This is a genomic window from Rhizobium sp. BK377 (assembly GCF_014193935.1).
Classification (GTDB): Bacteria; Pseudomonadota; Alphaproteobacteria; order Rhizobiales; family Rhizobiaceae; genus Rhizobium.
Genome location: NZ_JACIAC010000012.1, coordinates 37,823 through 63,698 on the forward strand (window position 1 = coordinate 37,823; position 25,876 = coordinate 63,698).

At 59.6% G+C, this 25,876-nt stretch carries 16 protein-coding genes and 1 pseudogene; 14 read left to right on the top strand and 3 right to left on the bottom strand.

The window, feature by feature from the left end:
• Positions 1 to 184: 184 nt before the first annotated feature.
• The 3 genes from FHT92_RS28595 (at position 185) to FHT92_RS28605 (ending at position 2,761) form a co-directional block, all read left to right on the top strand.
• A complete protein-coding gene (locus tag FHT92_RS28595) occupies positions 185 to 1,480 on the top strand; it encodes an epoxide hydrolase family protein (protein ID WP_183831511.1) in 1,296 nt (431 codons plus the stop codon).
• A gap of 68 nt (positions 1,481 to 1,548) precedes the next feature.
• On the top strand, positions 1,549 to 2,091 hold the full coding sequence (locus FHT92_RS28600; protein ID WP_409527180.1) for a hypothetical protein: 543 nt from the start codon (positions 1,549 to 1,551) through the stop codon (positions 2,089 to 2,091).
• A gap of 13 nt (positions 2,092 to 2,104) precedes the next feature.
• Positions 2,105 to 2,761, top strand: a complete 657-nt coding sequence (locus tag FHT92_RS28605; RefSeq protein ID WP_183831515.1) for an isochorismatase family cysteine hydrolase — start codon at positions 2,105 to 2,107, stop codon at positions 2,759 to 2,761.
• A gap of 538 nt (positions 2,762 to 3,299) precedes the next feature.
• On the opposite strand, the gene FHT92_RS28610 is transcribed toward FHT92_RS28605, so the two are convergent.
• Positions 3,300 to 3,896, bottom strand: coding sequence for a peroxiredoxin (locus tag FHT92_RS28610; RefSeq protein ID WP_183831517.1), 597 nt, complete (start codon positions 3,894 to 3,896; stop codon positions 3,300 to 3,302).
• 37 nt (positions 3,897 to 3,933) lie between these two features.
• Positions 3,934 to 5,694, bottom strand: a complete 1,761-nt coding sequence (locus tag FHT92_RS28615) for an MOSC and FAD-binding oxidoreductase domain-containing protein (protein ID WP_183831519.1) — start codon at positions 5,692 to 5,694, stop codon at positions 3,934 to 3,936.
• A 402-nt stretch (positions 5,695 to 6,096) separates the two neighbouring features.
• Between FHT92_RS28615 and FHT92_RS28620 the strand changes: the two genes are divergently transcribed.
• From FHT92_RS28620 to FHT92_RS28675, 11 genes are all read left to right on the top strand, one after another.
• A complete protein-coding gene (locus tag FHT92_RS28620) occupies positions 6,097 to 7,275 on the top strand; it encodes an HlyD family secretion protein (RefSeq protein WP_183831521.1) in 1,179 nt (392 codons plus the stop codon).
• Positions 7,276 to 7,321: 46 nt separating this feature from the next.
• Positions 7,322 to 8,821, top strand: a complete 1,500-nt coding sequence (locus FHT92_RS28625) for an MFS transporter (protein ID WP_246735586.1) — start codon at positions 7,322 to 7,324, stop codon at positions 8,819 to 8,821.
• 306 nt (positions 8,822 to 9,127) lie between these two features.
• Positions 9,128 to 10,081, top strand: a complete 954-nt coding sequence (locus tag FHT92_RS28630; RefSeq protein WP_183831525.1) for an aldo/keto reductase — start codon at positions 9,128 to 9,130, stop codon at positions 10,079 to 10,081.
• Between the two features lie 34 nt (positions 10,082 to 10,115).
• Positions 10,116 to 10,490: a nuclear transport factor 2 family protein gene (locus tag FHT92_RS28635; RefSeq protein WP_183831527.1), complete on the top strand. Its 375-nt coding sequence runs from the start codon at positions 10,116 to 10,118 to the stop codon at positions 10,488 to 10,490.
• A gap of 48 nt (positions 10,491 to 10,538) precedes the next feature.
• On the top strand, positions 10,539 to 11,147 hold the full coding sequence (locus FHT92_RS28640; protein ID WP_183831529.1) for a TetR/AcrR family transcriptional regulator: 609 nt from the start codon (positions 10,539 to 10,541) through the stop codon (positions 11,145 to 11,147).
• 282 nt (positions 11,148 to 11,429) lie between these two features.
• Positions 11,430 to 11,987, top strand: a complete 558-nt coding sequence (gene mug, locus FHT92_RS28645) for a G/U mismatch-specific DNA glycosylase (protein WP_246735587.1) — start codon at positions 11,430 to 11,432, stop codon at positions 11,985 to 11,987.
• A gap of 588 nt (positions 11,988 to 12,575) precedes the next feature.
• On the top strand, positions 12,576 to 13,235 hold the full coding sequence (locus FHT92_RS28650; protein ID WP_183831545.1) for an invasion associated locus B family protein: 660 nt from the start codon (positions 12,576 to 12,578) through the stop codon (positions 13,233 to 13,235).
• 17 nt (positions 13,236 to 13,252) lie between these two features.
• Positions 13,253 to 14,998: a ShlB/FhaC/HecB family hemolysin secretion/activation protein gene (locus tag FHT92_RS28655; RefSeq protein WP_183831531.1), complete on the top strand. Its 1,746-nt coding sequence runs from the start codon at positions 13,253 to 13,255 to the stop codon at positions 14,996 to 14,998.
• 564 nt (positions 14,999 to 15,562) lie between these two features.
• Positions 15,563 to 24,253, top strand: coding sequence for a hemagglutinin repeat-containing protein (locus FHT92_RS28665; RefSeq protein WP_312858800.1), 8,691 nt, complete (start codon positions 15,563 to 15,565; stop codon positions 24,251 to 24,253).
• A 7-nt stretch (positions 24,254 to 24,260) separates the two neighbouring features.
• A complete protein-coding gene (locus FHT92_RS28670; RefSeq protein WP_183831537.1) occupies positions 24,261 to 24,590 on the top strand; it encodes a colicin immunity protein in 330 nt (109 codons plus the stop codon).
• A 129-nt stretch (positions 24,591 to 24,719) separates the two neighbouring features.
• Entirely contained in the window at positions 24,720 to 25,121 is a 402-nt protein-coding gene (locus FHT92_RS28675) for a hypothetical protein (RefSeq protein WP_183831539.1), read from the top strand.
• A 578-nt stretch (positions 25,122 to 25,699) separates the two neighbouring features.
• Here FHT92_RS28675 and FHT92_RS29545 read toward each other — a convergent pair.
• Positions 25,700 to 25,876: pseudogene (locus FHT92_RS29545) on the bottom strand (LysR family transcriptional regulator); the annotation flags it as partial.

A 25,876-nucleotide genomic window follows, 5' to 3' on the forward strand; every position in this document is an offset into this window, starting at 1 on the left:
AAGCGATGACCAGGACGTTACAATCCACTTTTCCTTTCCTGCGTACCGGGAAGCAGAAGAGACATCCTCAGCTCTTGGCTCGATCCGATACCAAAGTCTCGTCCATACCTTCGTGCAATAGTGCGATCGCTCCATCAATGGGACCTTCCTGCTCGCAGAAGCAAGCAACACCCAGGAGGATGCAATGTCCCAGATACAGCCGACGGTCACCCGTCGAACCCTTCTCGCAGCAGCCGCGACCGCAAGCGCAATCGCTGTGATCCCGCAGGCATTTGCTGCCACCAGCGCAGCTCCCGGAATTAAACCCTTCAAGTTTACCGCAACGGACGAGCAACTCGCTGATCTTCATCGTCGCGTCGCCGCCACCCGGTGGCCGGATGAGGAAAACGTCTCGGATGATAGTCAAGGCGTTCGTCTCGAAACGATCAAGAAGCTTGCCAAGCATTGGAAGGGCCACGACTGGCGCAAGGTCGAAGGCCGCCTCAATGCGTTCCCGCAGTTCACCACGGAGATCGACGGTCTCGACATTCACTTCATCCACGTGAAGTCGAAGCACGAAAGCGCGCTGCCGATCATCATCACTCACGGTTGGCCAGGCTCCGTGATCGAGCAGCTGAAGATCATCAAGCCCCTGACGGATCCGACCGCCTACGGCGGCACCGAAGCCGACGCGTTCGACGTTGTCATTCCCTCCCTCCCCGGCTACGGCTTCTCGGGCAAGCCTCGGGAGACCGGCTGGAACCCACCGCGGATCGCAAAGGCCTGGGCAGTGCTCATGGAGCGTCTCGGCTATACGAAGTACGTGGCACAGGGCGGCGACTGGGGCAATGCAGTGACCGAGCTCATGGCCGTGCAACAGCCTCCCGGGCTTCTCGGCATTCACACGAATATGGCAGCCACAGTTCCGGCCGAAATTTCGAAATCGCTGGCCGCGGGAACACCGCCGGAGGGACTGTCCGCCGACGAAAAGCGGGCCTGGGATCAGCTCGACGACTTCAATAAGAACGGTCTCGGCTACGCGATCGAAATGAACAACCGCCCCCAGACGCTCTACGGCATCGTCGACTCGCCCATTGGTCTCGCCGCGTGGATGCTCGACCACGACATCCGGAGCTACCGCATGATCGCGCGGTCGATCGACGGCGAGAAGGAAGGCTTGAGCCCGGACGACGTGCTCGACAACGTCTCTCTTTACTGGCTGACAAACACCGCGATATCCTCGGCACGCCTTTATTGGGACAATGCCCATCACCCGAGCGGTGGTTTTTTCGATCCTCGCGGCATCAAGATCCCAGTCGCCGTCAGTGCCTTTCCCGACGAGATCTATCAGGCGCCGCAGAGCTGGGCCGAGAAGGCCTACCCGAAACTCATTCACTACAATCGCCTGCCCAAGGGGGGGCACTTCGCGGCGTGGGAACAGCCCGAGCTTTTCACCTCGGAGCTCCGCGCCTCGTTCAAGTCGCTTCGCGATCAGATCTGACAGCCGGCGGCGCAGCTACCTGTGCCGCCTCCACCGCTTCGACCACCCAGAAATCAAGGAGAATGACAATGCGCGAGAACCAGATCGTGGATTCCAGCTTCACCGCAATCATCAACGCGCCGATCGAGAAGATCGACATCCCGGCCTGGTGCTTCTCGCTGCCGGAAAAGGAATACCAGGGTTGCTCGCCCGCCCATATCGCGGCCGGGTTCACGACCGATCCTGACGGGACGCGGATGTCGATCAACGTCGAGACGATCGGCGGCTCCCTTATGGTGCAGCACTATCACGAGACCCTCGGGGAGAAGACGCACCTCATCCTGGACTCTGACTCGGACGTCTTCACGCCGACGGGCCGCGTGGTCATTCACGTGACCTGGGAGCTCAGCGTCAAGGCGCTCGACAAGGATCGCTGCGAATTTACCAATCGCGTCCAATCCTTCGCCACCGACGAAATGCTTGCCGGTCTCGACCGTCAGGGCATCCCTTTCGAGATCTTCAAGAGCCAGCGGCAGCCGATGTCTATCGCCCATAATAAGGGTGAGACACCGCTGTTCGCAGCCAGTATCGAGCGCTTCGCGCTACGCCAGAACTCTGCCAAGGCGGCTTGAGCAGGAGGCGGATATGACCCATTTGACGGTTCCCTACGATACCGCGAACACCGCCCTGCTGGTGGTCGACCCCTACAACGACTTCATCTCCGAAGGCGGCAAGATCTGGTCTCGTATTCAGGCAGTAGCTGAAGCGAACAACTGCGTGCAACACATGGCGCAGATCCTCGAAGCCGCGCGAGCTGTGAAGATGCCTGTCTTCTTTGCCATGCATCATCGCTACCGCGAGGGCGACTACGAAAATTGGAAGTTCATCGCGCCGATCCAGCGCGCTGCTTGGCATCGCAAGAGCTTCGCGTTCGGAACCTGGGGCGGCGAGTACAGGGCCGAGTTCGTGCCTGCAGCTGGCGAGACCGTTGCTCAGGAACATTGGTGCTCAAGCGGCTTCGCCAACACGGATCTGGACAACCTGCTCAAGCGTCGTGGAATACAGCGGGTGATCGTGATCGGCCTGATCGCGCACACCTGCATCGAGGCGACTGTCAGATTTGCCGCAGAACTGGGCTATGACGTGACGGTCGTCAGCGACGCCGTCGCGGACTACTCGGACGAGATGATGCGCGCGGCGCTTGAGATCAACATGCCCAACTACGCGAATGCGATCATCAACACCGATGAAGTCCTCAGCGCGATTTCTTTGGCAGCAACGGCTGCAGTGGCAGCCGAGTAGACGACTCTCCTAAAATGCGGTCCGGGCCTGAAGTTCCCGAACCAGGGCATCACGGTGAAGCGACATTCTGGACGACGTCTTCCTGATGTCTAGGCCCTCATCTGCGGGCCGGACAAAAATCCACGATCGGATAACGGAATGGTTCGTTATCTGACGCGACATATCATCAAATGTATGAAATCACCGATATTATCGGCAGAACGTCATGTTGGAGACCTGCCTGTGGCATGGGGTCTGACTGTCACGCTGACCGCAAAAAAGGATCCTGGCCGGATCCCTTTTCTGTTCTCAGTGGTAGGCGCCGAGACGGAGCGACCGGAAATCCAGTTCCTCGTCATAGCATGGAGTTCGTCCTTCGTCTTCCAAACCCGCTCGAACTTTTCCTTCGTCAGCTTCTCCATCTCCGAAATAACGCTCGCCGAAAGCACGCACGGTGCCCCAGTCGATTTATCTGCGCCTCACCAAAGGTCTCGACACACCGTTGGTTCGGCACGCGGAACGCACTCTTGCCAGGTTGCCGTAAGCCTTTCGCGTTTGCCTAATCCCCGTCTGCCAGCGCCTGAGCGAAGGTTTTGCCGTAGGGAAAGAAGAGCTCCTTGCGGCCCTCCTGCCACGCGGTCCGCAGTTCTGGCCGCGTAATGTCCCAGTCCAAGAAGGACTTTTCGAAAACCACGCGCAGATCCTGACGAAGATCTTCCACTGTCGGTCGACCGAAGAACCAATATCCGTTGTAGACCTTGTAGACGACAAGGCCCGGCCCGAGAACGATGACATGGGGGATCATCGGGTTATGCACCGGGTCCGTGTATTCGGCGATATCAAGGTCCTTCTGGATCGTCCGTCTTGGATCCGACAGAAATGGCCAGTGCGCCCCGACGCCACTGCGGAACTCGTGCGTCTCGGCAATGGTGTCGGTGCTAATCGTCACCATCCTGCAATAGCCGACCTCCATCTCCCGATCGAGTTGAAGCAGGCCCTCGTGCTGGCGGCGGTCCTTGGGGCAAAAACTGCCACGGCTAAGAACCAGCACCATTGGATATATGGACTGCAGGTCGGAGAGCTTTCGACGTTTTCCGGTGTGATCGCTGAGCTCGTAGTCGGGGAAAACGGCTCCTGGCACAATATCGGATCTCATGACTGATTCCTCCGTTTGTATGAGGCTTATGAGGTCGCTAAAGGTCGACCACGATGTCACCTGCAGGCTGCGAGCAGCAAAGCAGTACGTTGTTGTCCGCCGGCCCATCAATCGGCTTTGGCTGGTACGTGACCGACCCCGAGATCATTCCGGTCTCGCAAGTATGGCAGACGCCGGTCCGGCAGGACCATCGCACCGGCACATCGCAGGCCTCGGCCAATTCCAAGAGATTGTGGAGGCGAGGGTTCCATCGCACGTTCAAGCCGCTTCGGGCGAACGAAACCAGTACTCCGGAGTCGGGTTGAACCTGCGGTTGATGCGGTGGCCGCCGCGGTGAGGCTGCGATACCCGGGGTGATGGAAGAAGCCGAGCCGAATGTTTCGGTGTGGAGGCTGGGGCCTGTCACCCCGAGATGGGCAAATCCTTCCGTAAGGTCGCTCATGAACTTCGAAGGTCCGCACAGGTAAACGTCGCCGTCGATCGGCAAATCCAATGTTCGAAGGGCAGCCGTGTCGAGGTGACCTTGCGCGTCATAGTCGACGCCTTGCCGGTCGGCAGGGCCAGGCGCACTGTAGCAGATATAGCTATGGGTGTGTGGGAGCGACTGAAGAAGCTCGGCGACCTCTTTTGCGAATGGATGTTCCCTCCTACTGCGAGCGCCATAAAGCCACCACACCTGCCTCGGCGATCTTTCCGCCGCAAGCGCATGCAGCATGCCGAGTACCGGCGTCACGCCGATTCCGGCGCTCACGAGGACGACGGGCCGGTCGCCGGGGATTAATGTAAAGCTGCCACGTGGGGCGCTAACTTGTACCAGATCACCTTGCTTCAGCTCCGCACTCAAATACTTGCCGGCAGCGCCCTGAAGCTCCCGTTTGATGCTCACCCTGAAACGATTGTTGTCTGGCCTACCGGACAGCGAATAGCTGCGTAGCAGAACTGGTGCCGAGCGTGGCTGCAGGCGGAGCACGACGAATTGCCCAGGCAGATAGCTGCTCAGCGAAGTTCCATCCACGGGCTCAAGTTCGAGCGAGGTGACGCGATCGGCCTCGAACGTCTGGCGAACCAAGCGGAATTGGCGGAAGCCGTCCCACGCCGGATCCGGATGTGCCACACCGGTGAGACCGGCATTCCCTGTCGATTTGACTCCACTGACCGATTGCCTCAGCAAGGCCTCGAAGGAGTGACGCCAGCCTAAACTGAGCGCGGGAATACGCAACGCACGCTGCAATTGATCGTGAGGATGCCCTGGCTTGTAGAGCAGCGCGCTGATGTCCGAGACGGTCATGGCGCCCTCGCCGGAGGCTGTCTTTACGATCTCGTCGTCCGGTTGGACGTCTCCCTCCTCAAGGACGCGAAGATAAAAGCCGGGCCTGTCATGGGAGACCAGCAGTGCCGCCATTTCGGGGACGTCCATTCGAATGCCGAGCCGATAACAGGTGACACGCGGCTGCGTCACCTCGAACAGGGCGCCACCGATGCGGTAGCGGTCGCCGATGCAAACCTCCGCGTCCGCCAGCCCCTCCACTGTGAAGTTTTCGCCAAACTGACCGTAGACGAAGTCGCTTCGTCCAAGATGCCTTTCCCAGAACTGATAGGAATCGATCTGGTAGACCAACACCGCCCGCTGCTCGCCGCCGTGCCCAGCACGGTCCGCCTGCCCGTCGCCATCGATGTTGAGTTTCCGGACCATGCACGGACCATCGACTGGAACTTTCCAGACGGCGGTGTTGACGATCCTGCCCTGCCATTCGGCGTCGCGTGGTTGGCCGACGTTGATCGAAAGAAGTCGAGCCATAAGACAGTCTCCGCTCGCAAGGTTTCCTCAGGAAGAGAACAGCAAAGGTGGTTCCTATTCTATTATACCTAGGTCTCGGCGATACCTTCGTTGGATAGCCACCTACTGACGGGCTGCTCTAACTTTTCCAACAGGATTTCTCGGGCCATCGCAACATGAACAGGCACGCTAGGCCAATTTCGGCGACTGACCTTTTCAAAACGATACGTATCGTTTATATAAGGCATCGAGCACGCGAAAGCCTCTTCGGAGTGTCCTTGGACGTGATCTTACGGGGGATGCAGATGACGCTATTCGCCGGCCCGCCTTCCCGGCGGAAGCCTGGGAGACGGGCCGCGGAAAATCTCCCGGACACCAAGCGCGTGACGAATCCACATCGTACCAACCAAACGGATGAAGAAAATGGACTGGCTGCGAAACAAGAACCAAGCGGACGAAAGATCTCTAGCAAACGTCACCGCATTGGTGCCGGCCTCCCCGGAGAACGCGCCCGCGCCTGCTCCCTCACCTGTAACCTCGCCCAACAGGACATCACCGTCCTCGTTCGTCGTGCCAGTCACTGCGATTGTGATCGCGCTTTGCGCCGTGATCGGCGCTGGGGCCAATTGGGATTGGTGGGTCGCCAGCCGGGCGGTGCAGACAACCGACGACGCGGCCGTCTATGCGGACGTCTCATCCGTCAGCGCCCGCGTTGGCGGCACCGTCGAAGCGATCTCTGTTGGAGACTATTCCCGCGTCAAAGCCGGAGACCTGTTGTTCTCGATCGACCGAAAGCCGTTCGAAGTCGCCCTTCGGGCCGCGAAGGCACGGCTCGAAGCCGCGCGTGCGCAGCTCGAAGACAACGACACACAGCGAACGTTCCAGCTCACTCAGATCGATGTCGCCGTTGCAGAGCAGCAGGCTTCCGCCGCCGATGAAATCCAGGCAAGCAAGGAGCTGGAGCGCCAGACGCGACTTGGCCTCGACGGTCGGGTGAGTTCGGTGCAGACGCTCGAGAAGGCCACCGCAGCCCACGAACGGGCGCTGGCGAACTCGAAGATGACGGATGCGACCGTCCTCGCCCAGCGGGTAAAGCTCGACGTCATCGCAAAACAGCGCGACGTGCTGAAAGCAAACCTCGACACTGCGGCTGCCGACGTCGCCGCGCGCGAGCTCGACCTCGACTACGCCGATGTGCGCGCCCCGGTGGACGGGGTCGTGGCCAAGAGAAACGTGCAGCTTGGAAACTATGTCGCCACGGGCACCAGCCTGATCTCGATCGTTCCACTTCCCAGGATCTATATCCTTGCCAACTACAAGGAAAACCAGTTGGCGCTCGTTCGCGAGGGGCAGAGGGTCGACATATCGGTCGATCTCCTGCCCGGAGAACACCTCCAAGGGACCGTCTCGAACATATCGCCGGCAACTGGATCGACGTTTGCGCTTTTACCTCCTGACAACGCGACCGGCAACTTCACCAAGGTCGCCCAGCGTCTGACGGTGCGCATCGAGCTCGACCCGGACCAGTCGAACTTCGACCGTCTGCGCCCGGGCATGTCTGTCATAACGCGCATAACCACGAAGGCCGAACACCATGTCTAGGAGCGCAGCAAGCGAGCTTCCGCGGCAGGGTTATGTCGCGGTCGCCATGATCATGGCCTCGATATTGACGGCCTTCGACGTCCGCACCGCAAGCATTGGCTTGGCGGACCTGCGCGGGGCATTCGGCTTGAGCTTCGACGAAGGCGCGTGGCTGAGCACCTTCGCCACGGCACCGCAAATCCTTGTCGCACCGAGCATTGGCTGGTTGATCGCCGTCTTTGGCGTAAAGAAGGTGATGATTTGGCCGACCATCCTTTATTCGGTTATCTCGATCGCCATTCCGTTTGTTCGCGGCTTCGAGCCTCTCATTGCATTGCATGCGATGAGAGCGATGGTGCTCGGCATCTTTGTCGGAGCAACACTGCTGGTCGCCTTTCGCAACCTAGATCGAAAGTACTGGATCTTCGCCCTCTCCTTCTATGTCCTGCGAATTCCATTCGCACAGAATCTCGGGCTTTACACCGCCGGGAGCTATACCCAGACCATCGGGTGGCAGTGGCTCTACTGGCAAGGCGCGATTGTCGCCCCGTTGATCGGCCTATTATTCTGGCATGGTGGCAAGCCGATGCAGACCGACCGCGACCTTCTTGCCCGTGCCGACTGGGGTGGGATGACGCTCTTTGGCGTGGCCTTGACGACGCTTTATTTTGCGTTGGATCAGGGCAATCGGCTCGACTGGTTTCGTTCCGGCTATGTCATTTCGCTCCTCATAGCGACGGCTTTTCTCGTCTGCGTCTTCCTGTGGCACGAAACCCGCATCAAAGAACCGTGGGCTCACATCTCGATCCTCTATCAGAGGAACATAGGGCTCGGATTTGCCGCCATTGCATGCTTCATGATCGCAAGTCTTGGGAGTTCACTGCTGGAGCCGAACTTCCTGATCAGTGTGGCTCGCCTGCGTCCAGAGCAGATCGGGGACTTTGCGGCGCCATGCGCCATCCTGCTTCTCATGGCGGCCACCGCCACCGCGGTGACGCTCGTGCGCACGGTCAAGCAGCGGGCCACTTTGACCATCGGGTTCACCTGTTTTGCGCTGTCGGCATGGCTTGGCACGCAGTTGACCAGTCTTTGGTCGCTGCCGGAGTTCCGGTTGATCGTGATCCTGCAGACATTCGGTGAGGAGATTGTGTTTCTTGCCGCGGTGGCGACCCTATTCAGCAACGTGAACCCGGCACGCGCCATATCTCTCGTGGCTTATGTCCAGGTCATGCGACTGATCTGTTCTGAAACGGTGTCGACATTGATGACGACGTGGGTTCGCCAGCGCGAACAACTGCATTCCAACCTGATCGGTCTTCACGTCACCGGGGCGACGCCCGGATGGACTTCTATGATAGTTCAACTTGGCTCGGGCTCGACGCCGGCCGCGTCTCAAGCCGAAACGGTGAAGCGCGGCGTCGGCATCCTAGCGAGCCACGTTCAGAGGGAAGCGAACGTGCAGGCCTACATCGACGGTTTCTGGATCACCTTCATGGCGGCGATCGTCGGGTTGATCGTAGTGTCACTGATGAAGCCCTCCCCGGCGCATCCGCTGACAACGCGATGACGCGATACCCGGTCGAGGAAAAGACCGCAACAGGAGTTGCTGGTAAACCATGCCGCATGAAGGAAATCATCAACTCTAGTGCAGTCCGGGCTGAAGGGGCTGCTGAAACCACCCCTGCCTGGTGATTTTGCGAAAATTGCTTGGACCCCGGCACTCCCTGTCTGTCGTGTCACCGAAACCTGTCGACACCAAGGTACAATAGGCCCGGATACCGTGCCGCCTTAGAAGAATGGGATGCACGATGATCGGAGGGCTGTCTCGCCGAAAGGCACTGAAGAATTGTCGCTAATACGAAGGAATTGGCAAATGGAAGCTTCGGACATGCTCCGCTACAAGAAAATCCCTCTCTCACATGGCGCTGGTACGATCCCGGCCGTTGGCTTCGGGACCCTGATTCCCGATCCGATCGCGACGAAACAGGCGGTGAAATCTGCTCTTTCCGTCGGCTTTCGTCATTTCGACTGTGCCGAGCGATACCTCAACGAGGAAGCGGTGGGTGAGGCGTTCAGCGAGTCGATCGCCGCGGCAACGCTGCGCCGCGAGGACCTTTTCGTCACCACGAAACTGTGGAACACAAATCATCGCCCGGAACGGGTGAAACCTGCCGTGGAAGAAAGCTGCCGCCGCCTGCAGGTCGACTACCTCGATGCCTACCTCATCCACACCCCCTACGCCTTTCGTCCCGGCGAGGAAAAGGATCCGAGAGACGAACAAGGACAGGTCATATACGATCCAGACGTCACGTTGATCGAGACATGGCGCGCGCTGGAGGAGCTCGTGGAGAGCGGGCGGTGCAGGTCCATCGGCCTTTCTGACGTCACGCTCGACAAACTCAAGGAGATCGTCGAAGCGTCGCGGATCAAGCCCGCAATCGTGCAGGTGGAGTCGCATCCATACCTGCCCGAGTGGGAGCTCTTGGATTATTGCCGGCAACAGGGAATTGTCCTGCTTGCCTTCGCCTCTCTCGGCCACAAAATGGTGCCGAATCTCCTCGAGGATCCCGTCATTGCCGCGATAGCCGAACGCCTTGGCAAGACGCCTGCTCAGGTTGCCCTGGCCTGGGCGGTACAACGAGGAACGGCCTTCCTGACCACCTCGGTGAATCCAACGAGGATCCAGGAGAACTTCGATATCTCCAGCCTGCCCGAGGACGCAATGCAGCAGATGCGCGAGCACATAACGACGAACATCCGCTTCAACAGCGTCGTCCATACCGGGGTTCCTGGCTTCATCCCTCGCGTTAACGAGGCCGCGAAGTGAGGTTCAAGTAACTTCGTCAAAGGAGAAATCTGAGATGGAAGACGACGAATTCCGAACTGCACTCGAACGACATTGGGCCGCTTCGGACGCCGGGGATTTCGAGCTCGAACATGAAATCTACCGGGAAGATGCTTTGCTTGAATATCCGCAGTCTGGTGAGCGGATACGTGGCCGTTGGAAGATTCGGAAAAGCCGCTTTCTCCAGGTCAACAAGAAGCGCTTCAGCGTCAGCCGGATCGTAGGCAGCGACGGTCTCTGGGTCACGCAATTCATCCTTACCTACGACGGCGTGCCTTCCTACGCGGTAAGCATCATGGAAGTCGCGAATGGTCTTGTAGCGCAGGAAACCCAGTACTTCGGAAATCCTTTTGATCCCGCACCGTCGCGCGCGCACCTGGTCGATCGGTGATGGGGTGGTTGTTGATCGGAGGTACGAAGTTGGGATACGTCTTTGTTCATGACCACGAAGCCGAAATCCGCCCCCGCGCAGAAACGAACGTCCATTGGATCGCGTCGCAATCCGGAAACCGAGGCAGCAGTACTCGCCGCGGCCAGAGAGCTGATTTCGGAAAAGGGGTATGCCGGGTTCTCGGTGGACGAGGTCGCCCGTCGGGCTGGAGCAGGAAAGACGACCATCTATCGCTGGTATCCGACGAAGGCCGACCTTTTCATCGCGATCTACACGACCGAGCGTTCGACCTTCGTACCTGTTCCAGACACTGGCAACCTTGTCGAGGAACTGGTGCAGTACACCACGAGCCTGTGGCGCTTCTGGGCGTCGCATCCGGCCGGGGCGGCGCTTCGCGGATTGATCGCCGAGGCGCAGGGCACGCCGGAGGCGTTGAGCGCTTTGCGGGACAGGTTTCTGCCGGATCGCACGGCCGACGTCAGGCGGTTGGTGGCCAGCGCTGCCGCCCGCGGCGAGCTACGCGGCGACGAGGTGTGCGATAAAATTTCACTCTGGGTGGGGTTCAGCTGGCTGAAGCTGCTGCTTGGTGAGTTGAATGACGAAGGCGTCATCCGGCCGGTGATGATGCAGATCGCAGGTGTTCCACGCGACGGGTAGCGCCGAGCAATAACTATCGGACCGTCGCCGGGTATCGAGGCGAAGGTTGGTAGCATTGGCCGCAAATGACGCCGGATTGGCCGTTTTCGTCGTCAGATCAAGACTTCGGACGAACATCACGCGCCTAAAGCGCGTACGCTTTTCGACAAGCCGCGGCTGGGCCCCATCCTTGTCCGCCAGGAGGAAGGCGCGGCCCATGCGCGGAGGGCTCCGCGCGATCGAGCGGAAAGGCGGGCGTCGTTCTCGTCGGGCGCTGGTGTGATTGTGCCTGAAGGTCAAACAATGGTTGCAGAGATGGATTGCAAAGATAATCTGGTGGCAGGGCGAAGGACCGCGCTGTCTGACGTGCTGGCAGTTGGCCTTGGCGTTGTGTTCTGCGGGCTCAATCCAGCGCTGACCGCTCAACGAGACGGCCATAATTTCTCGTCACCCAGCAACCGTTTCTGGCGGGTTCTGCATTTGGCCGGCTTTACCCCCGTTTTGTTGCGGGCGAGCGATGAACGGGAGCTACTGCAATATGGCTGCGGCATTACGGCCGCCGTATGGCGGGCGACGAGAAGGGCAGCCGACCTGACAGCCAAGGATTATTTGACGGCTGCGCCCGAGCTGGAAGCAAAGATCGGCGGGTTTGCGCCAGCCAATCTTGCCTTCCTCGGCAAGGCCGCGTTTGCTGCGATCAATGGTCGAACCGATTGCGACTGGGGCGAACAGAGCGAACTATTCGCCGGTGTGCGGACGTGGGTCCTGCCCAACCCAAGCGGGCTCAACCGGGCGTTCACCTTGGATCGCTTGACCGGACACTACCGAGAGCTAAGAGCAAAAATCCAGCAAATCTCGTAGGTTGCGGCGGCCCGCGGACAAAAACTGTCGCGGACTCGCTGGGAAAGATTGCGGGCGTCCTTGAATGCAAGGTTTGCGAACTTCTTGCGGAACCCGCTGAAGGAGAGCAGCCTCCTGCAAACCTGCGTCCCGGACGCCATTTCAATTGATTAAGTCAATCTCGCGGTCGCCTGGAGGGATACGAACCTGCGACTCGAGCTTAGGTGAGTGCGCTTAATTAATGACGGCAAACGTTTCCCTACAACAACCTCTTCTCGGCAAGTAAATCAACAGCATCGTTGGTCCCTCAAAGAGGCGGCGCGGACTCAACGCCAGTCGAGCGTGCGTGGGTCACGCCAATTTTCATTCGTTAGGCCGCAAAAAGCAACCAAAGGTGTTGCAAAACAAGCACGCAACTTCAGAAACGAGCGCGTCCCCTTCCGTCGCGCCAACTACTTAGTGTTGCACTGACGGGAGTCTGCTATGGATTGCCTCAGTCGATGACCGGCAGCACATGAGGGCCATGTGCTTTTTCAGATATTGATTGAGATCTGATCGAAGAGCGGGTTTCCCGCTCGGGTGAAGGGCATTGCTTTCAGGATAATTTGCATGGCGTTTTCGTCATTTTCAATCAGGACCCTCGCATCGGCGGTCCTTATTTCCTCGGCCTTTTGTGCAACCCCCATCAAAGCTCAGGAACAACCAGCCGCCGTGTCCGCGGTTCCGGATGTCCAGCAACAGTTAGCCGCCGCAGGTGCGCAGCAGCCGGTTCAGCCGGCGCGCGTGCAGAAGTTCGACGATTGGTACTATCGCTGCATCGACGGCAAGGCTGCTGACGGTGCTGCCACCGCTCATTGTGAAGTGGCACAGGTCGCCACGGTCAAACAGGGCGACCAGGACGTCAACATTCTGACGCTTGCGATCGCCAAAACGACTGATGCGACGGTTGCATTGAACAAGAAACCTGCCAAACAGCAGGCAAGCGAACTCGTTCTGACCGCACTGGTGCCGCTCAACATGTACCTGCCGGCTGGCCTCGGCATCAGCGCCGCCGACAAGCGCGTCGCGCAGCTCGCCTATCGCAACTGTAACCAGGCGGGCTGCTGGTCGCAGCAGAAGCTGGACAACAAGATGATGTCGGCCCTGACGAAGGCCGCGGATGGCACCGGACACTTGGAGATGATGAACGGCCAGAAGGTCAACATCAAATTTTCCCTGAAGGGGTTGTCGGCGGCGCTTGGCGCGCTGCAAAAGACCGCTTCCAACTAAGGCCGGCCGGACACGCTATGTCATCCCGGCAAGTAGCCTTCGGGGCAGATTGTCTTCTTTTGACCATCGCCACTCTGCTGGCGGCGACGTTCATTGTCTCCATCGCCGCCGCCCAGACACCCAATGCCGACTTCGAGCGGCGCCGCGCCCAGGAAGCCGAACAGGAGCGCCTGAAGTCCCTTGGCCAGATGACGCCGCAGCCTCCGGCCGAAGCCAAACAGCCGGCCATCTCCAGCGGCAACGCGGTCGGCTCCTGTTTTGATATCACCCATGTCGAGGTCGAAGATGTCAAACAGTTCTCGGCTGCGGCCGTTGGAAGGATTACAGCGCCTTACGCCAACCGCTGTATCGGGGTCGGCGACATCAACGCGCTGCTGCGCGACCTGACGCATCTCTATCTCGACAAGGGTTTCGTGAGCGCTCGCGTCTATGTGCCTGCGCAGGACATCGCCAAGACCAAAACACTGCGTCTTGTTGCCATCGAAGGAACGCTTGGCGACATCTATGTCAACGGCAAACCCGCACCTGGTTCCGGTATGATTGCCACGGCCTTTCCCGGTATGAAGGGTCAGGTCACCAATCTGCGTGATATCGAGCAGGGCCTTGACCAGATCAATCGACTGACCTCCAACAATGCCAAGACGGCGATGCTGCCGGGCAAGAGCGACGGCACGTCGATCCTCAATATCGAGAACGAACCACGCCATCCCTGGCATCTTTCCATTGGCAACAGCAATCTCGGGCAGCAGCAGACCGGATATTCCAAGACCTCGGCCTCGCTCGGCTACGACAATTTTTTTGGAATCAATGATCAGTGGAACCTCGGCTACGAGCATAGTGGCCCTGACTATCCCTGGCCGGATGACGGCCAAGGCACCAGCCACAGCTATTCCGGCAACGTCAGCCTGCCTTACGGCTACTGGACGTTCTCGCTCGACGGCTCATGGTACGAATACAATAGCTCTGTTCCCGGCAATTTTGGATCACTGGATACCTCGGGCGATTCCAAACAAGTCGGAATCGGCGCCAACCGGGTGATTTTCCGCGACAAGGATTCGATCACCACGTTCAACAGCGGTTTGATCTACAAGGAATCGAACAACTTCCTGCTCGGCAGCAGAATAGAAGTTGGCAGCCGGCGATACACAGTCGGTGATCTCGGCATCTCCCATTCGCGCCGAATGCTGGGTGGTCTCTGGGTTTTCGATCTTTCCTACAGTCAGGGGCTCGATCTCTTCGACGCCGTTGCGCGAGGCGATCCTGGAGCCGGTGATGCCGATCCGCGTTTTTCGAAATTCACCGGCACGATTTCGGCGACGAAGCCCTTCGAACTGGCTGGTCAGCATTTTGAGATCAACTCGATCGTAACCGGGCAATATTCCCCGGACAATCTGTTCGGGGCCGAGCAGATCTCGGTGGGTGGTTATTCCTCCGTGCGCGGCACACGCGAGACCATGCTGTTCGGCAATAACGGCTTCTTCGTGCGCAACGATCTTGTCTGGCGCACCCAGGCGTTTTCCGACAACCAGGAACTTGCCAGGATATTCGGCGAGTTGCGCCCCTATTTCGGTGTGGATTACGGACGGATCGCCTCCCAGGCCCGCTACACCATCGCCGGCGGCGACATGTTCGGCTGGACGCTCGGCGCCAAGCTCGCCGGCGGCAATGTCAATTTCGAAATCGGCTATTCGGATGTGCTCGGCGGGACAGTCGAAAAGGATGACGCCGGCCTTTTCTTTGTCAGTTCCTCCTTGCATTGGTGAGTGGGACAACCTCGTTCGGCTGTTATCGCAGCAACGGCCGGTCACCGACGCGGCTGCCATTCTCGGCGTTAAACCAGTCACGATCACCGGTCGGACCAGGCGCATCCGTCGATGGACTGTGCTGTTGATCCCACCGACCACCGTCATCGTTCTCCGTCGTCGCGCAGCAGGGCCTGAAACGACCGCAAGGAAACTGTCCGCGATGCGTGTGCTCGCCGCACAGGATGTAATCTTCAATTTCAGATTCACCTTGGCTTTACCAAATCGGCACGAACTGCGCCTGTTTTCCTCCCCATATACGTGTAGCCGTTGACGTTTGCGACCGAGTCCCTCAGTAGAAGTCGTCAATATGTGCCGCATGACGCGGCCTGGAATGAGGCGAGACGCAGGCTAGATTTTCCGCGAGGTCCGCGGACGTAGCCCGACCCTCAGAAAGGCGAGCGTACCGTGGGCAAGTGTTCGAGGCAGCAATCCGGCAAATCGTCGAAAGAAGGGACCGTCTTGCGGCGGCTCCCCAGCAGTCTCCTTCATCGACTGGCACGCCTCGGGCATCAGTCACTTGCCGTGACCCTCAGTGCGCTTTTATTCCTGCAGCCGGCGATTGCTAACGCTCAGTCGGTCTCGGCGAGCTCTACGGCGCCCGCCGCGAACCAACCGGGCGTCGGAGCGGCACCGAATGGCGTGCCGCTCATCGATATCGTCACGCCGAACAGCTCTGGCCTGTCTCATAACAAATTTTCGGATCTCAACGTCGGCGCACAGGGCCTGATCCTCAACAACTTCAATGGCGAAGTCGGAACGTCAAACCTCGGCGGCGTCACCCCCGGCAACCCGAACCTGAAGACGTCCGGTCCCGCCTCGGTCATTTTGAATGAGGTAACGAGCGGCAATCGTTCGGCGCTGAACGGCGCGACCGAAGTGTTCGGTGGACGCGCCGACGTCATCATCGCCAATCCGAACGGGATCACGTGTTCGGGCTGCGGTTTCATCAATACGCCACATGCCACGCTGACGACCGGCGTGCCCACGATCGGCGCCGACGGCAAACTGTCGGGCTTCACTGTCAATGGCGGCGACGTCACCTTCGAGGGCGCCGGTGGCAACTTCGCAGCCGCTCCTGGTTCGGTCGACCTGTTCGATGTGGTTGCGCGTAACATTCACGTCAACGCACCGATCTACGGCAAGACGGTCCGGCTGACGGGCGGCACCAGCAAGTATGATTACGCCACCGGCGAGTCGACGGCACTGACGGCAACCTCCGGCACGCCGGAATATGCGATCGACGGCACCGCGCTCGGCGCCATGCAGGCAGACCGCATCAAGGTCGTCGTCACCGAGAAGGGTGCTGGCGTCAAGATGAGCGGCGACATGGCCGCCAACGCCGGCGAGCTTACACTGTCGGCCGACGGGAAGATCTCGATCGGCAATGCGTCGGGGCGCGATGGCGTCACCGTCACTTCGAAACAGAAGGTGACAGCGGCCAAACTCACCTCGAAACGGAAAGTCGCCGTCCAGGCCGACCAGGCAATCACGTTGCAGTCTGTCGCGGCCGACGGCGATATCCTGCTCGGAAGCGCCACCGGGCTGCTCAGCGTGTCCGGCGACGTCAATAGCGGCACGACAGTGCAGATGAGCGCCGGCGACGGCATTGCCGCTGGCAGTGTAACGGCGGGCAACGGAGCCGCAATGCTGTCTGCGAGTGCCGGGAATATCGACATTGCTGGCGCTGCAAACAGCGCCAGTGAGCTTAATCTGACGGCAACGGCCGGCTCGATCTCGGCCGCTTCGCTGCTCAGCAACCAGAACGTCGCGTTGAACGCAGGCCTGGACATCGCCATAGGCGGTGATGTGCTGGCGCAAGGCAATGTCAGCGCCAGCGGCCGCTCGGTCTCCACCGGCATGGTCGTCTCAGGCATCGATATTGCCGCCACGAGCGCGGATCCAACCGGCAATGTGATGTTAGGCGCGGCCGGCGACCTCGCCTTGACGGCGACCGGTGGAAATATCGCGACAGGCAATCTCTTGTCAGCCGGCGCTCTCACGAGCGCGGCAACAGGAAGCATGACGGCCGGAAGCATTCAGTCTGCAAGTGACCTGACGGTTGCCGCGGCTTCACTATCGGCCGGTGCCGTCACCTCGCATAAAACACTCACCGTCAATGCCGCGACCAATGTCGCGGGTCAGATTCTCGGCGCGGGCGACATTCTGATTTCGGGTTCGGACATTCAGGCCGGCACCATCGTCTCCGGCGTCGATTTCGCGGCAACCGCCGCCAATAGCGGCAGTCTCGCGCTCGGCTCGTCCGGCGATATGACCCTGCAAACCGCCGGCAGCCTGTCCACCAATACGCTGCTCGCGGCAGGTTCCATCTCCGCCACCGCAGCAAATCTCAACGTCGGAACTGCAACCGGCCACAAGGATATCGCCCTTTCCGGCAGCTCCAGCCTGACCGCCACCGGTCAGATCCTTGGCGCCAACGACGTCGCGCTCTCGGGTGGTGCGGTCACGACCGGCCAGGTGATCACGGGCGTTGATTTTTATGCCATGGCGCAATCCTCGGCAGGCGCTGTCGTCGTCGGCCCGGCCGGTGACCTGACGATCAACGCCACGAGTGCCGCGACCGGACCGCTCTTGGTCGCAGGCAATCTCGACGTGACAGGCGGCTCGTTCATAGCGTCGGATGTAACCGGTCACGGAGATGTCACAGTCAACGCGGCCACTGACATCACCGGCACGCTGCTGGCAGCCGGCAATGTCGATATCACTGGCGCAAACGTCACCGCAGGCACGCTTGTCTCCGGTGTCGACTTCGCTGCCACCAGCCAGTCCGTGGACGGCAGCGTCGTTCTCTCAGCGCAATCGCCTGCGATTGTCGCGGGTTCGGCCGGTGCGCTCACGCTCGCGGCGACGGCCGGCAATATCAACGCAACCAACCTGCTGTCAGCCGGTTCGCTCGACGCCACCGCAAGCGGCAGCATCGCCACCAATGCCGTATCCCACCAGAATCTGACGATGATGGCGGGTGGGTCGATTGCGCTTGCCGGCCAGTCCATGGCTGCGGGCAATATGAGCCTGCAGGGCCGGTCGATCTCAGCGGCAAGCCTGGTGTCGGGTGTGGACTTCGCCGCCACCCGGACGGCGACGAACAGCGCCCTGATGCTCTCGCAGCGCAACGCCCATTCGGGCACGATGACGCTCACCGCGACGAACGGCGACATTATCGCCGGCAATGCACTATTGTCCGGCGGCAATCTTTCCGCCACGGCAAGCGGCGGCATCAGTTACGCGCTGCTGCAGAGCCTTGCCAACGCCTCGCTGAAGGCTTCGGGAAGCATCAGCTATACCAACAACAGCAATGTCGCCGGCAATCTGGGGATCGATACCGCCGCAATTGATCTTTCTGGATCGCGCGGATCCAAATTGGCCGTGGGCGGCACCCTTGCCGTCACCGGCACATCGGCGAACCTGACCGGAAGCAGCCTCGTCCTCGGCGGACTGGCGCTCGATCTCAGCGGTCGGGCCGATCTGACGGGCGCGAAGGTGAAGACGGTCACCAACGCCGGTGGCTCTGGCGACATTGACATTACCGCCGGCAGTCTGACCGCCAACAACACCACGACGCTGCTCGCGGACCATGACCTGACGCTGACCCTGCCGACGCTGTCCAACAGCGGGCAGCTTGCCGCCCGCAACAACCTGACGATCAACACCAGCGGTAATCTGACCAACTCGGCCACCGGCCTCATCTATGCCGGAAACGACGCGGCATTGTTTGTCGGAGGCGTGCTTGCCAACGATCAGGGCGCAGTTGTCGCCGGCCGCGATCTTGCAGTCGCCGGCAGCGCCGGTGGAGCCCGCAATGCTGCCGTTATCAACCGGTCCGGCCTGATCTCCGCAGACCGCAACATGGCGATCACCACCGCAAATCTGCGCAACGAAAAAACGGTGGCCCCCACTGTCACGAGCCAGTTGATCTCGAGCACGGCAGTGACTGCCTATGACACTCTCGAGGGGAGCGTCTGCGACACCTGCGACCCGAGCAGAGGAATCGAGTACAACGGCACGGTCTACATCATCGATGACACCGATCATCACGTTTGGCGTGACATTGCCGAGGATCGGGTGCTTTCGTATGGAAGCCCGGCGGCGCTGATCAAGGCCGGCGAGATCCTCTCGATCAACACCGTCGATCTCACCAACGCCTATAGTGCCATCGAGGCGGGCACGGGCATGACTGTGTCCGGCACCGGCACGCTGACGAATCTTGGCTTGCAACTGAAGCGCACGGTGTCTCTGAACTGTGACCGGGCCGCGGGTTGCCAGTATTATCCCACCTTCGTCGCGCAAGAGTGGATGGAGCGGCATACGGGCGAGACCGGCGGCAACGGCGATCCCTATCTGGTTACGACCTACGAACCCAACCCGTTTGGCAGGCGCGATGCCTCGAAGGATCTCTACCCAGGCAGCACGCTCGAGAGCGTGACGGCGATCGGCGGCGTTGCCGCGACTATCCGGTCGAGAGGAACGCTTGCCATCAGCGGCTTTGCCGCCGTCAACAACACTGCCGCCGGTGGTTCGATCGCTGGCCAGGCGACGATCAGTGCACCGGTAACTCAGAGCAGCCCGCTCACTGCCCTTAACGGCATGACGGCCGGTGGCGCCCTGTTCACGGTCAATGCCGCCCTTGGCAGCGTCGGGAACAACGGGAACCTTACGGCTTCGCTTGGCAATCTCTCCCAGATGCCGCAAGCCAGCTGGGTGCGGTTGGCAGCGCTTGCCAAGCCGCAATCGGGCGGCGTCGGCGGCACGATCCCGGGCCAGGCCTTCATCTTCGAGAGCCGAGCCGCCTTCCTCGACGTTTCGACATTCTACGGCTCGAGCTATTTTATAAAGCGCATCGGCTACCAGCCGGAAACCACCGTTCCCTTCCTCGGCGACGCCTATTTCGACAACCAGCTGATCGATACGCAGCTGCGCCAGCTCGTCGGCGACGGACTTGGCAAGGGCTCCTTCATTCCCGGCAACAACGCCACCGAGCAGATGAAGACGTTGCTCGACAACGGTGTCGCCTATCTGCAAGAGAACGGCATTACCTTCGGCCAGGCGCTGACGCCCGAGCAGGCAGCCAATCTCAAGCAGTCGATCGTCGTCTACCAGCCGCAGATCGTCGACGGCGTCACGGTGCTGGCGCCGGTCGTCTACCTCTCTGCCGCTGATCGCGCCGGGATCAAGGCCTCCGGCGCCACCATCGCCGGCAACAGCGTCGACATGAACGTCGGCGACCTCACCAATTCGGGGGCCATCGCCGCAGCCGGCGGCCTTACCATCGCCGCCAACTCGATCAAGGCGACGGGGGCGTTTCTGTCGGGCGGCAACATGAACCTCAATGCCGCCAACGGCATTACGCTTGCCGCCCAGACGATGTCGATCGGCGGGCAGACGTATGTTTCCGGCAATGGCGGGGTGAAGGCCGGCGGCGACCTCAAGCTTGCCGGCGGCGCCGGCGATCTAACCCTCCTGGGCTCGACCGCCACGGCCGGTGGCAATGTCGCCCTGAGCACGAACGGCAATATCAACATCGCCGCGGTCGGCAACAGGACGACCAGGACGAAGCGTGACCGACGCAGCAAGACAACCATTGTCGAGACGACGGCGACCGGCTCTCAGATCACAGCGGGAGGCTCCATCGCAGCTGACGCAGGCGGCAATCTCAATGTCGTCGGCAGCAACCTTTCCGCAGCCGGAACCGTCGGCCTCAAGGCGACCGGCGACGTGACCATCGCCGAGGCGGTCGAGACCACGACGACCGACTACAGCTACAAGAAGAAGGGCGGCCTGTTCGGCGGCGGCAAGAAGAAAGCCAGCCATGCTGAGACGCAGACGCTGGTCGGATCTTCGGTGAGCGGCGGGACGGGGGTGTCGATCACCTCTGGCGGCGACACCGTCGTTTCCGCCTCGAAGGTGACAGCCGGGGATGAGGTCAAGAAGGCAGATATCAATGTGAATGCCGGCGGCGATCTGCTGATCGCGTCGGCCACGGAAACGACCGAGATCGATCAGTCCTCCTCGAGCACGGGTCTCCTGTCCAAGCAGAGCTCGAAGCTCCACAGCTATGACGAGACGACGATTGCCTCCGAGCTTTCCGCCTCCGGCAACGTCAACCTGAAGGCCGGTGACAACGCGCTCATCGCGGGCTCGAAGGTTACGGCAGGCGGCAGTCTCGGCGTCGAAGGCGACAGCGTCTCCGTCATCGGCGCCGAAGAGCAGCACGAGTTCGAAAGCAGCAAGAAGAAGTCGGGCCTGTTCGCCGGCTCCGGCGGCGGCTTCATTTCGCTCTGGGGCAAGGAGCAGAAGGACAAGAGCCAGGCTTCCGAGCTCAATGTCGCCTCGGTCTTGACCGCCGGCACGGACGTGATGATCAAGGCGCGCGAGAGCGACGTCAACATCATCGGCTCCAGCATCAACGCGAAGCAGGACATCGACCTCGACGCCGCTCGCGACGTGAACATCACGCCCGGCGCCGAAAGCAGCTCGGCCTCGGAGCAGGAAAAGCGCTCCGGCTTTGGCCTTTCGTTCTCCTTCGGCAATGGTAGCGCCTCGATCGGCATCGGCTACGGCAAATCGGTCGACAAGATCGCGCAATCGGCTTCGACGAATGCCGCATCAACGCTCAGCGCCGGTCGCGATGTAACGATATCGGCAGGTCGTGACGCCAATCTCCAGGCCGCGAAGGTGGAAGCTGGCCACGACGTCGCCATCCTTGCAGACCACAACGTCAATCTACTGTCCGCGCAGGATATCAGCAACTACAGTGCTATGCATGAAGAGCTCTTTGCTGGAGTGAGTCTGTCTGTCTCGTCTGGGCTGGTGAGCGCTGCGGAAGGCGTTCAATCGGCCGCAACCAGTTTAGGTAGCGGTGGTGGCCTTTACGCGGCGGCGCCGACCGCACTCGCGGCAATCAACGCGTATAAGACATTCGACGATGTCATTAAGGGTAAGACGAGTCCGGGATCCGCATCACTGACGGCCGGCTTTACATACCAGAAGCAAGAGAATGCGGCAGCTTCGTCAACGCCCGTCGTGACGACGATACGAGCCGGCAATGCGGTCGCCATAGAGGCCACCTCGGGAGACATCACAGGGCATGGCGCCCAGATTTCAGCCGGCTACGATGCAAATGGCAATCAAACGCTCTCAGGCGATGCGAATGCGGGCAACGTTCTCCTGTCTGCTGGTCATGACATCGTTCTCGAGAGTGCGCAGGCGACGAGCGAAAGCTCGAGTAAAAGCATCTCTGCGGGAGCAAGCATCGGTGTCGGCGCTGAGTACGGCGGCACAATTGGTCTGACTGGCAGCGCGAGCGCGGGCATGGGTAAGATGGGCGAAACCGGCGTTACGCAGGTTAACAGCCACGTCATGGGCTCCGGCGCCGTCGCCCTCAACTCGGGTAACGATACGACGCTGAAGGGTGCTGTCGTGTCGGGCAACACCGTCATTGCGAATGTCGGCGGCAATCTCGATATCGTCAGCCAGCAGGACACCTCATCCTATAGGGAAAAGACCGCCGGTGCGTCGATCGGATTGTCTTCAACTGGCGCACTTTCCGGCGGCGCCAGCACGGGAAAAGTCAACGGAGATTATGCGAATGTTTCCGAACAGAGCGGAATCGTCGCAGGGGGAGGTGGCTACCATGTGGCTGCCGGGGGTACGGTCGACCTTAAGGGAGGGGTCATCGCCTCCACGGCCGAACCGCAAAACAATGAGCTGAGTGCCACGGCACTCACCTATTCCAATATAGAAAACACTTCGAGCGCCTCGACCGCCGGCTATGGGATTGTTCTCAGTCCGAGCGGCATCCCAATGCCGGTCGTCGATATGCCCGTGAGGCAAGACGACAACGGCGCAGCGCTGGCGACGCTGTCGCCGGGGAAGCTGACGCTCAGCGACCAGAAACAGGATCTCGCCAGCCTCAACACCGATCTGTCCAAGGCGAATACGCAGGCTGAATTCTATGACATCCAAACTTTGAAGCGTCGGCAGGAAAGTGCAGCAGCCGTTTCGCAGCTGCTGAACATGGCGATCGGCGAGATCTCGCAGAAGCTCGGCTTCGACGATGGAAGCCCCGAAAAGATCGCACTGCATGCGGCGGCGGGCGCGCTCACGGCGGTGGTTTCCGGCGGCAATGTGGGACTTGGCGCCTTCGCTGGTGGCACCCAGGAATTGATCGGTGCGGTCATCGGCAAGGCGCTGATGGATAATCCCAGCCTGACGCAGGAAGAGCGCAATGCGCTCAGTCAATGGGCGTCAGTTCTCGTCGGCATGGCAGTCGGCGGAAGCCAGGGGGCCTCTATTGCGCTCGACGCAGAGAGCTTCAATCGGCAGCTTCATCTTGAGGAAGCGAAGCTGATTGAAGCCAACGCCGCCCAATATGCTGTCCAACAGGGTTATTGCTCCAGTGTGGATGGCTGCTCCAATGCTGCTGTCGATCTTGCGGTGTCTGAGCTCATTAGACAAGCCGTCAAGCAGGTGGACATCACCGGGGCCGGCTATCAGCAAAACGATGCGGCATCAGCCTTCCTAGATAGTATCGCGCCGAAAGGATCGATCCCCGGTATATGCAATGCTGGCTCCGCCAATTGCGGGCAAATCTATTTCCACGCAAGTGGTGACGTATATCGCGATAGCTCGATTAACGCGGATTTCTTCACAAATCTCGTTAAGTTCTACGATATCGCCTCCAAGGTCTACAATCAGGAGCATGTCACACAGATTAACATTGCAGACAGCCTGTTCCAGCAGGCGCAAATCATCGATGAGATACGATTTGCAAACGGAAGGGTCGACCAAGCGATGCTGCCGTGGGACATCTTCAACGGCGTCTTCGCCGGCATAGGCGGCCCATTTGCGATCAGACAGAGGATTGCCGAACGAGAGATGGCGAAAACTGAGGGAGCGGGTTCCGCTGCCAATGCCGGGAAAATCGTCATCGACAGTAAGATCAGCGGTCAACTCCAATCGCGAGGATGGACGGAGCAGGAATTAATGTTCGTCGTAGCTCGGGGATCTGTCGGTGCCACAACCGACAACCGATCTCCGTCCAAAACCCCAGATGGCTTGCCCCGAAATGATACCGCGTCCGTGTACGGCTCGAAAAGCGGATATGTTGTCGTCAACGATCGTACGGGTGAAGTTGTACAGGTAAGTGGGAAGAACGATCCTGCCTGGATTCCGGATAGTCGAATTAAGTGGAAGTGAGCGGCAAATGAAAATTAATCCCAGATTACGCTACGAATCGGCAGACGATTTTTTCAATCTTGGCGGAAGCGCTGTTATGAAGGTTACTGTCGATGCCGCGCTCAGCATTTGTCAACGCGCAACTAATCGCGGGCTGGTTGTTGCCCGAATCGAAGGTGGAATCTGGCATGTTGAAGGGTTTGAGGCGAGATTGGATTGCATTTGGGACGGTGTTGACCCACCGGTAGATTCTGAGAAAGCTAATCAAAATAATTATGCAGCTGCTGAGTTCATTCGGTCAGAAAGTGGAATACACGATACTTTTGTGATCACGGCCCCATCGATGAGCGGATGGTAAACCATGCCAGAATGAATGTCGCTCTAAGAAATACATATAGCATTGACGACAGAGGCGCATGTTAGGCGATTTGGACGTTGATAGATCCGAAGATTTGTCTTCGCTGCGACCAATTTGGGAATGAGACCTATGAAGCGTACCGAACAAGTTGATGAAATCGCTCGCGATTCGTTTGGACTCTCCATCGCCGGACTTTTCAGCGCAACTACGGCGCACATCCCTTCACCCTCTTTCGAGCAGCAAAAACAAACATTTTTTTGCTTAATTGAGCAATTGCTGGCTTCCGGAAGGATCAAGTTTATCGCTCCGGGAGTGGATTGCTATTTATCTGCGGCCAACCCGAGTCCGAGGCTCACAATCAACGACAGCGAAGCGCAGTGGAATGCTTCTGCGAAGGAGATCGTAAGGCAACTTTCCACCCAATGGCCTCAGCAAGCGCATGATGAAAATGACGTGGACTTGGTCACCTATTTTTACAGTATTCCAGGACTCATTTGGGTCGATGATGATGGAACTCTCGTGGCCTCATAGGTCGGAGGCATTGCACAAGCAGCCGTTTCCAAAGATCAACCTCAGGCGAACGCAGCAGTCTAAATCTGGTGAAATAGTTCGGCGTGGGGCGCTCCCCCGAACGCCAGAGCCGGACACAATCCTGGTCCTGGACAGAATTGGGGATGGATGGGCTAACGTTACACGGTTGCGATCAGATCTCATCTTAGATCAACCCGATAGATTGTAAGCAATCGATCCGGCGCGAGCATGGAACTATCTTCATTTATGTGGCCAAATCTGCTGACAACCTTTCAGCTTTGGGTTATGGGCCCATAACGCCAGAGATCGAATAGGCTGCTGCCGACCATCGAGCCGAGCCACAGGCGTCGGAGCATATAGAACCTATCTGCTTAGCCGTCGCCCAGATCAGAAAGCGGTAATTCGCGTCGTAAGCGGCCGCGAGGAAGGGCAGCCGCAGGAGCGTCAGCGTGAGCGGCCCGCAGGAGACGCGGGACCGACTACCCTGCGACTGAGTGTTCCGTTTCCCGGCCGGCGTCGTCGCGACTGGTCGCGCTCCCGATACCAGACATCCAGCTGTCTCCTGCCCTATCCTGCCCTCACCTCCCCGGCCGCACCAGCGACCGTGCGATATCGATGATGTCATCCCGTGAGGCGGTCGGCTCCTCTCGGTTCCAGGCGACACCGAGACCGATCTTGAAATCAATGCCGCGTACCTTCTTCAGCTCGAAACCGCGGTTCGGCAGATCCTGCGTCCATTCCGGCACGAAGCCGAT

Coding starts and splice junctions, on each gene's coding strand:
- FHT92_RS28595 (WP_183831511.1), top strand. CDS start 185: ATGTCCCAGATACAGCCGACGGTCACCCGTCGAACCCTTCTCGCAGCA.
- FHT92_RS28600 (WP_409527180.1), top strand. CDS start 1,549: ATGCGCGAGAACCAGATCGTGGATTCCAGCTTCACCGCAATCATCAAC.
- FHT92_RS28605 (WP_183831515.1), top strand. CDS start 2,105: ATGACCCATTTGACGGTTCCCTACGATACCGCGAACACCGCCCTGCTG.
- FHT92_RS28610 (WP_183831517.1), bottom strand. CDS start 3,896: ATGAGATCCGATATTGTGCCAGGAGCCGTTTTCCCCGACTACGAGCTC.
- FHT92_RS28615 (WP_183831519.1), bottom strand. CDS start 5,694: ATGGCTCGACTTCTTTCGATCAACGTCGGCCAACCACGCGACGCCGAA.
- FHT92_RS28620 (WP_183831521.1), top strand. CDS start 6,097: ATGGACTGGCTGCGAAACAAGAACCAAGCGGACGAAAGATCTCTAGCA.
- FHT92_RS28625 (WP_246735586.1), top strand. CDS start 7,322: ATGATCATGGCCTCGATATTGACGGCCTTCGACGTCCGCACCGCAAGC.
- FHT92_RS28630 (WP_183831525.1), top strand. CDS start 9,128: ATGGAAGCTTCGGACATGCTCCGCTACAAGAAAATCCCTCTCTCACAT.
- FHT92_RS28635 (WP_183831527.1), top strand. CDS start 10,116: ATGGAAGACGACGAATTCCGAACTGCACTCGAACGACATTGGGCCGCT.
- FHT92_RS28640 (WP_183831529.1), top strand. CDS start 10,539: ATGACCACGAAGCCGAAATCCGCCCCCGCGCAGAAACGAACGTCCATT.
- mug (WP_246735587.1), top strand. CDS start 11,430: ATGGTTGCAGAGATGGATTGCAAAGATAATCTGGTGGCAGGGCGAAGG.
- FHT92_RS28650 (WP_183831545.1), top strand. CDS start 12,576: ATGGCGTTTTCGTCATTTTCAATCAGGACCCTCGCATCGGCGGTCCTT.
- FHT92_RS28655 (WP_183831531.1), top strand. CDS start 13,253: ATGTCATCCCGGCAAGTAGCCTTCGGGGCAGATTGTCTTCTTTTGACC.
- FHT92_RS28670 (WP_183831537.1), top strand. CDS start 24,261: ATGAAAATTAATCCCAGATTACGCTACGAATCGGCAGACGATTTTTTC.
- FHT92_RS28675 (WP_183831539.1), top strand. CDS start 24,720: ATGAAGCGTACCGAACAAGTTGATGAAATCGCTCGCGATTCGTTTGGA.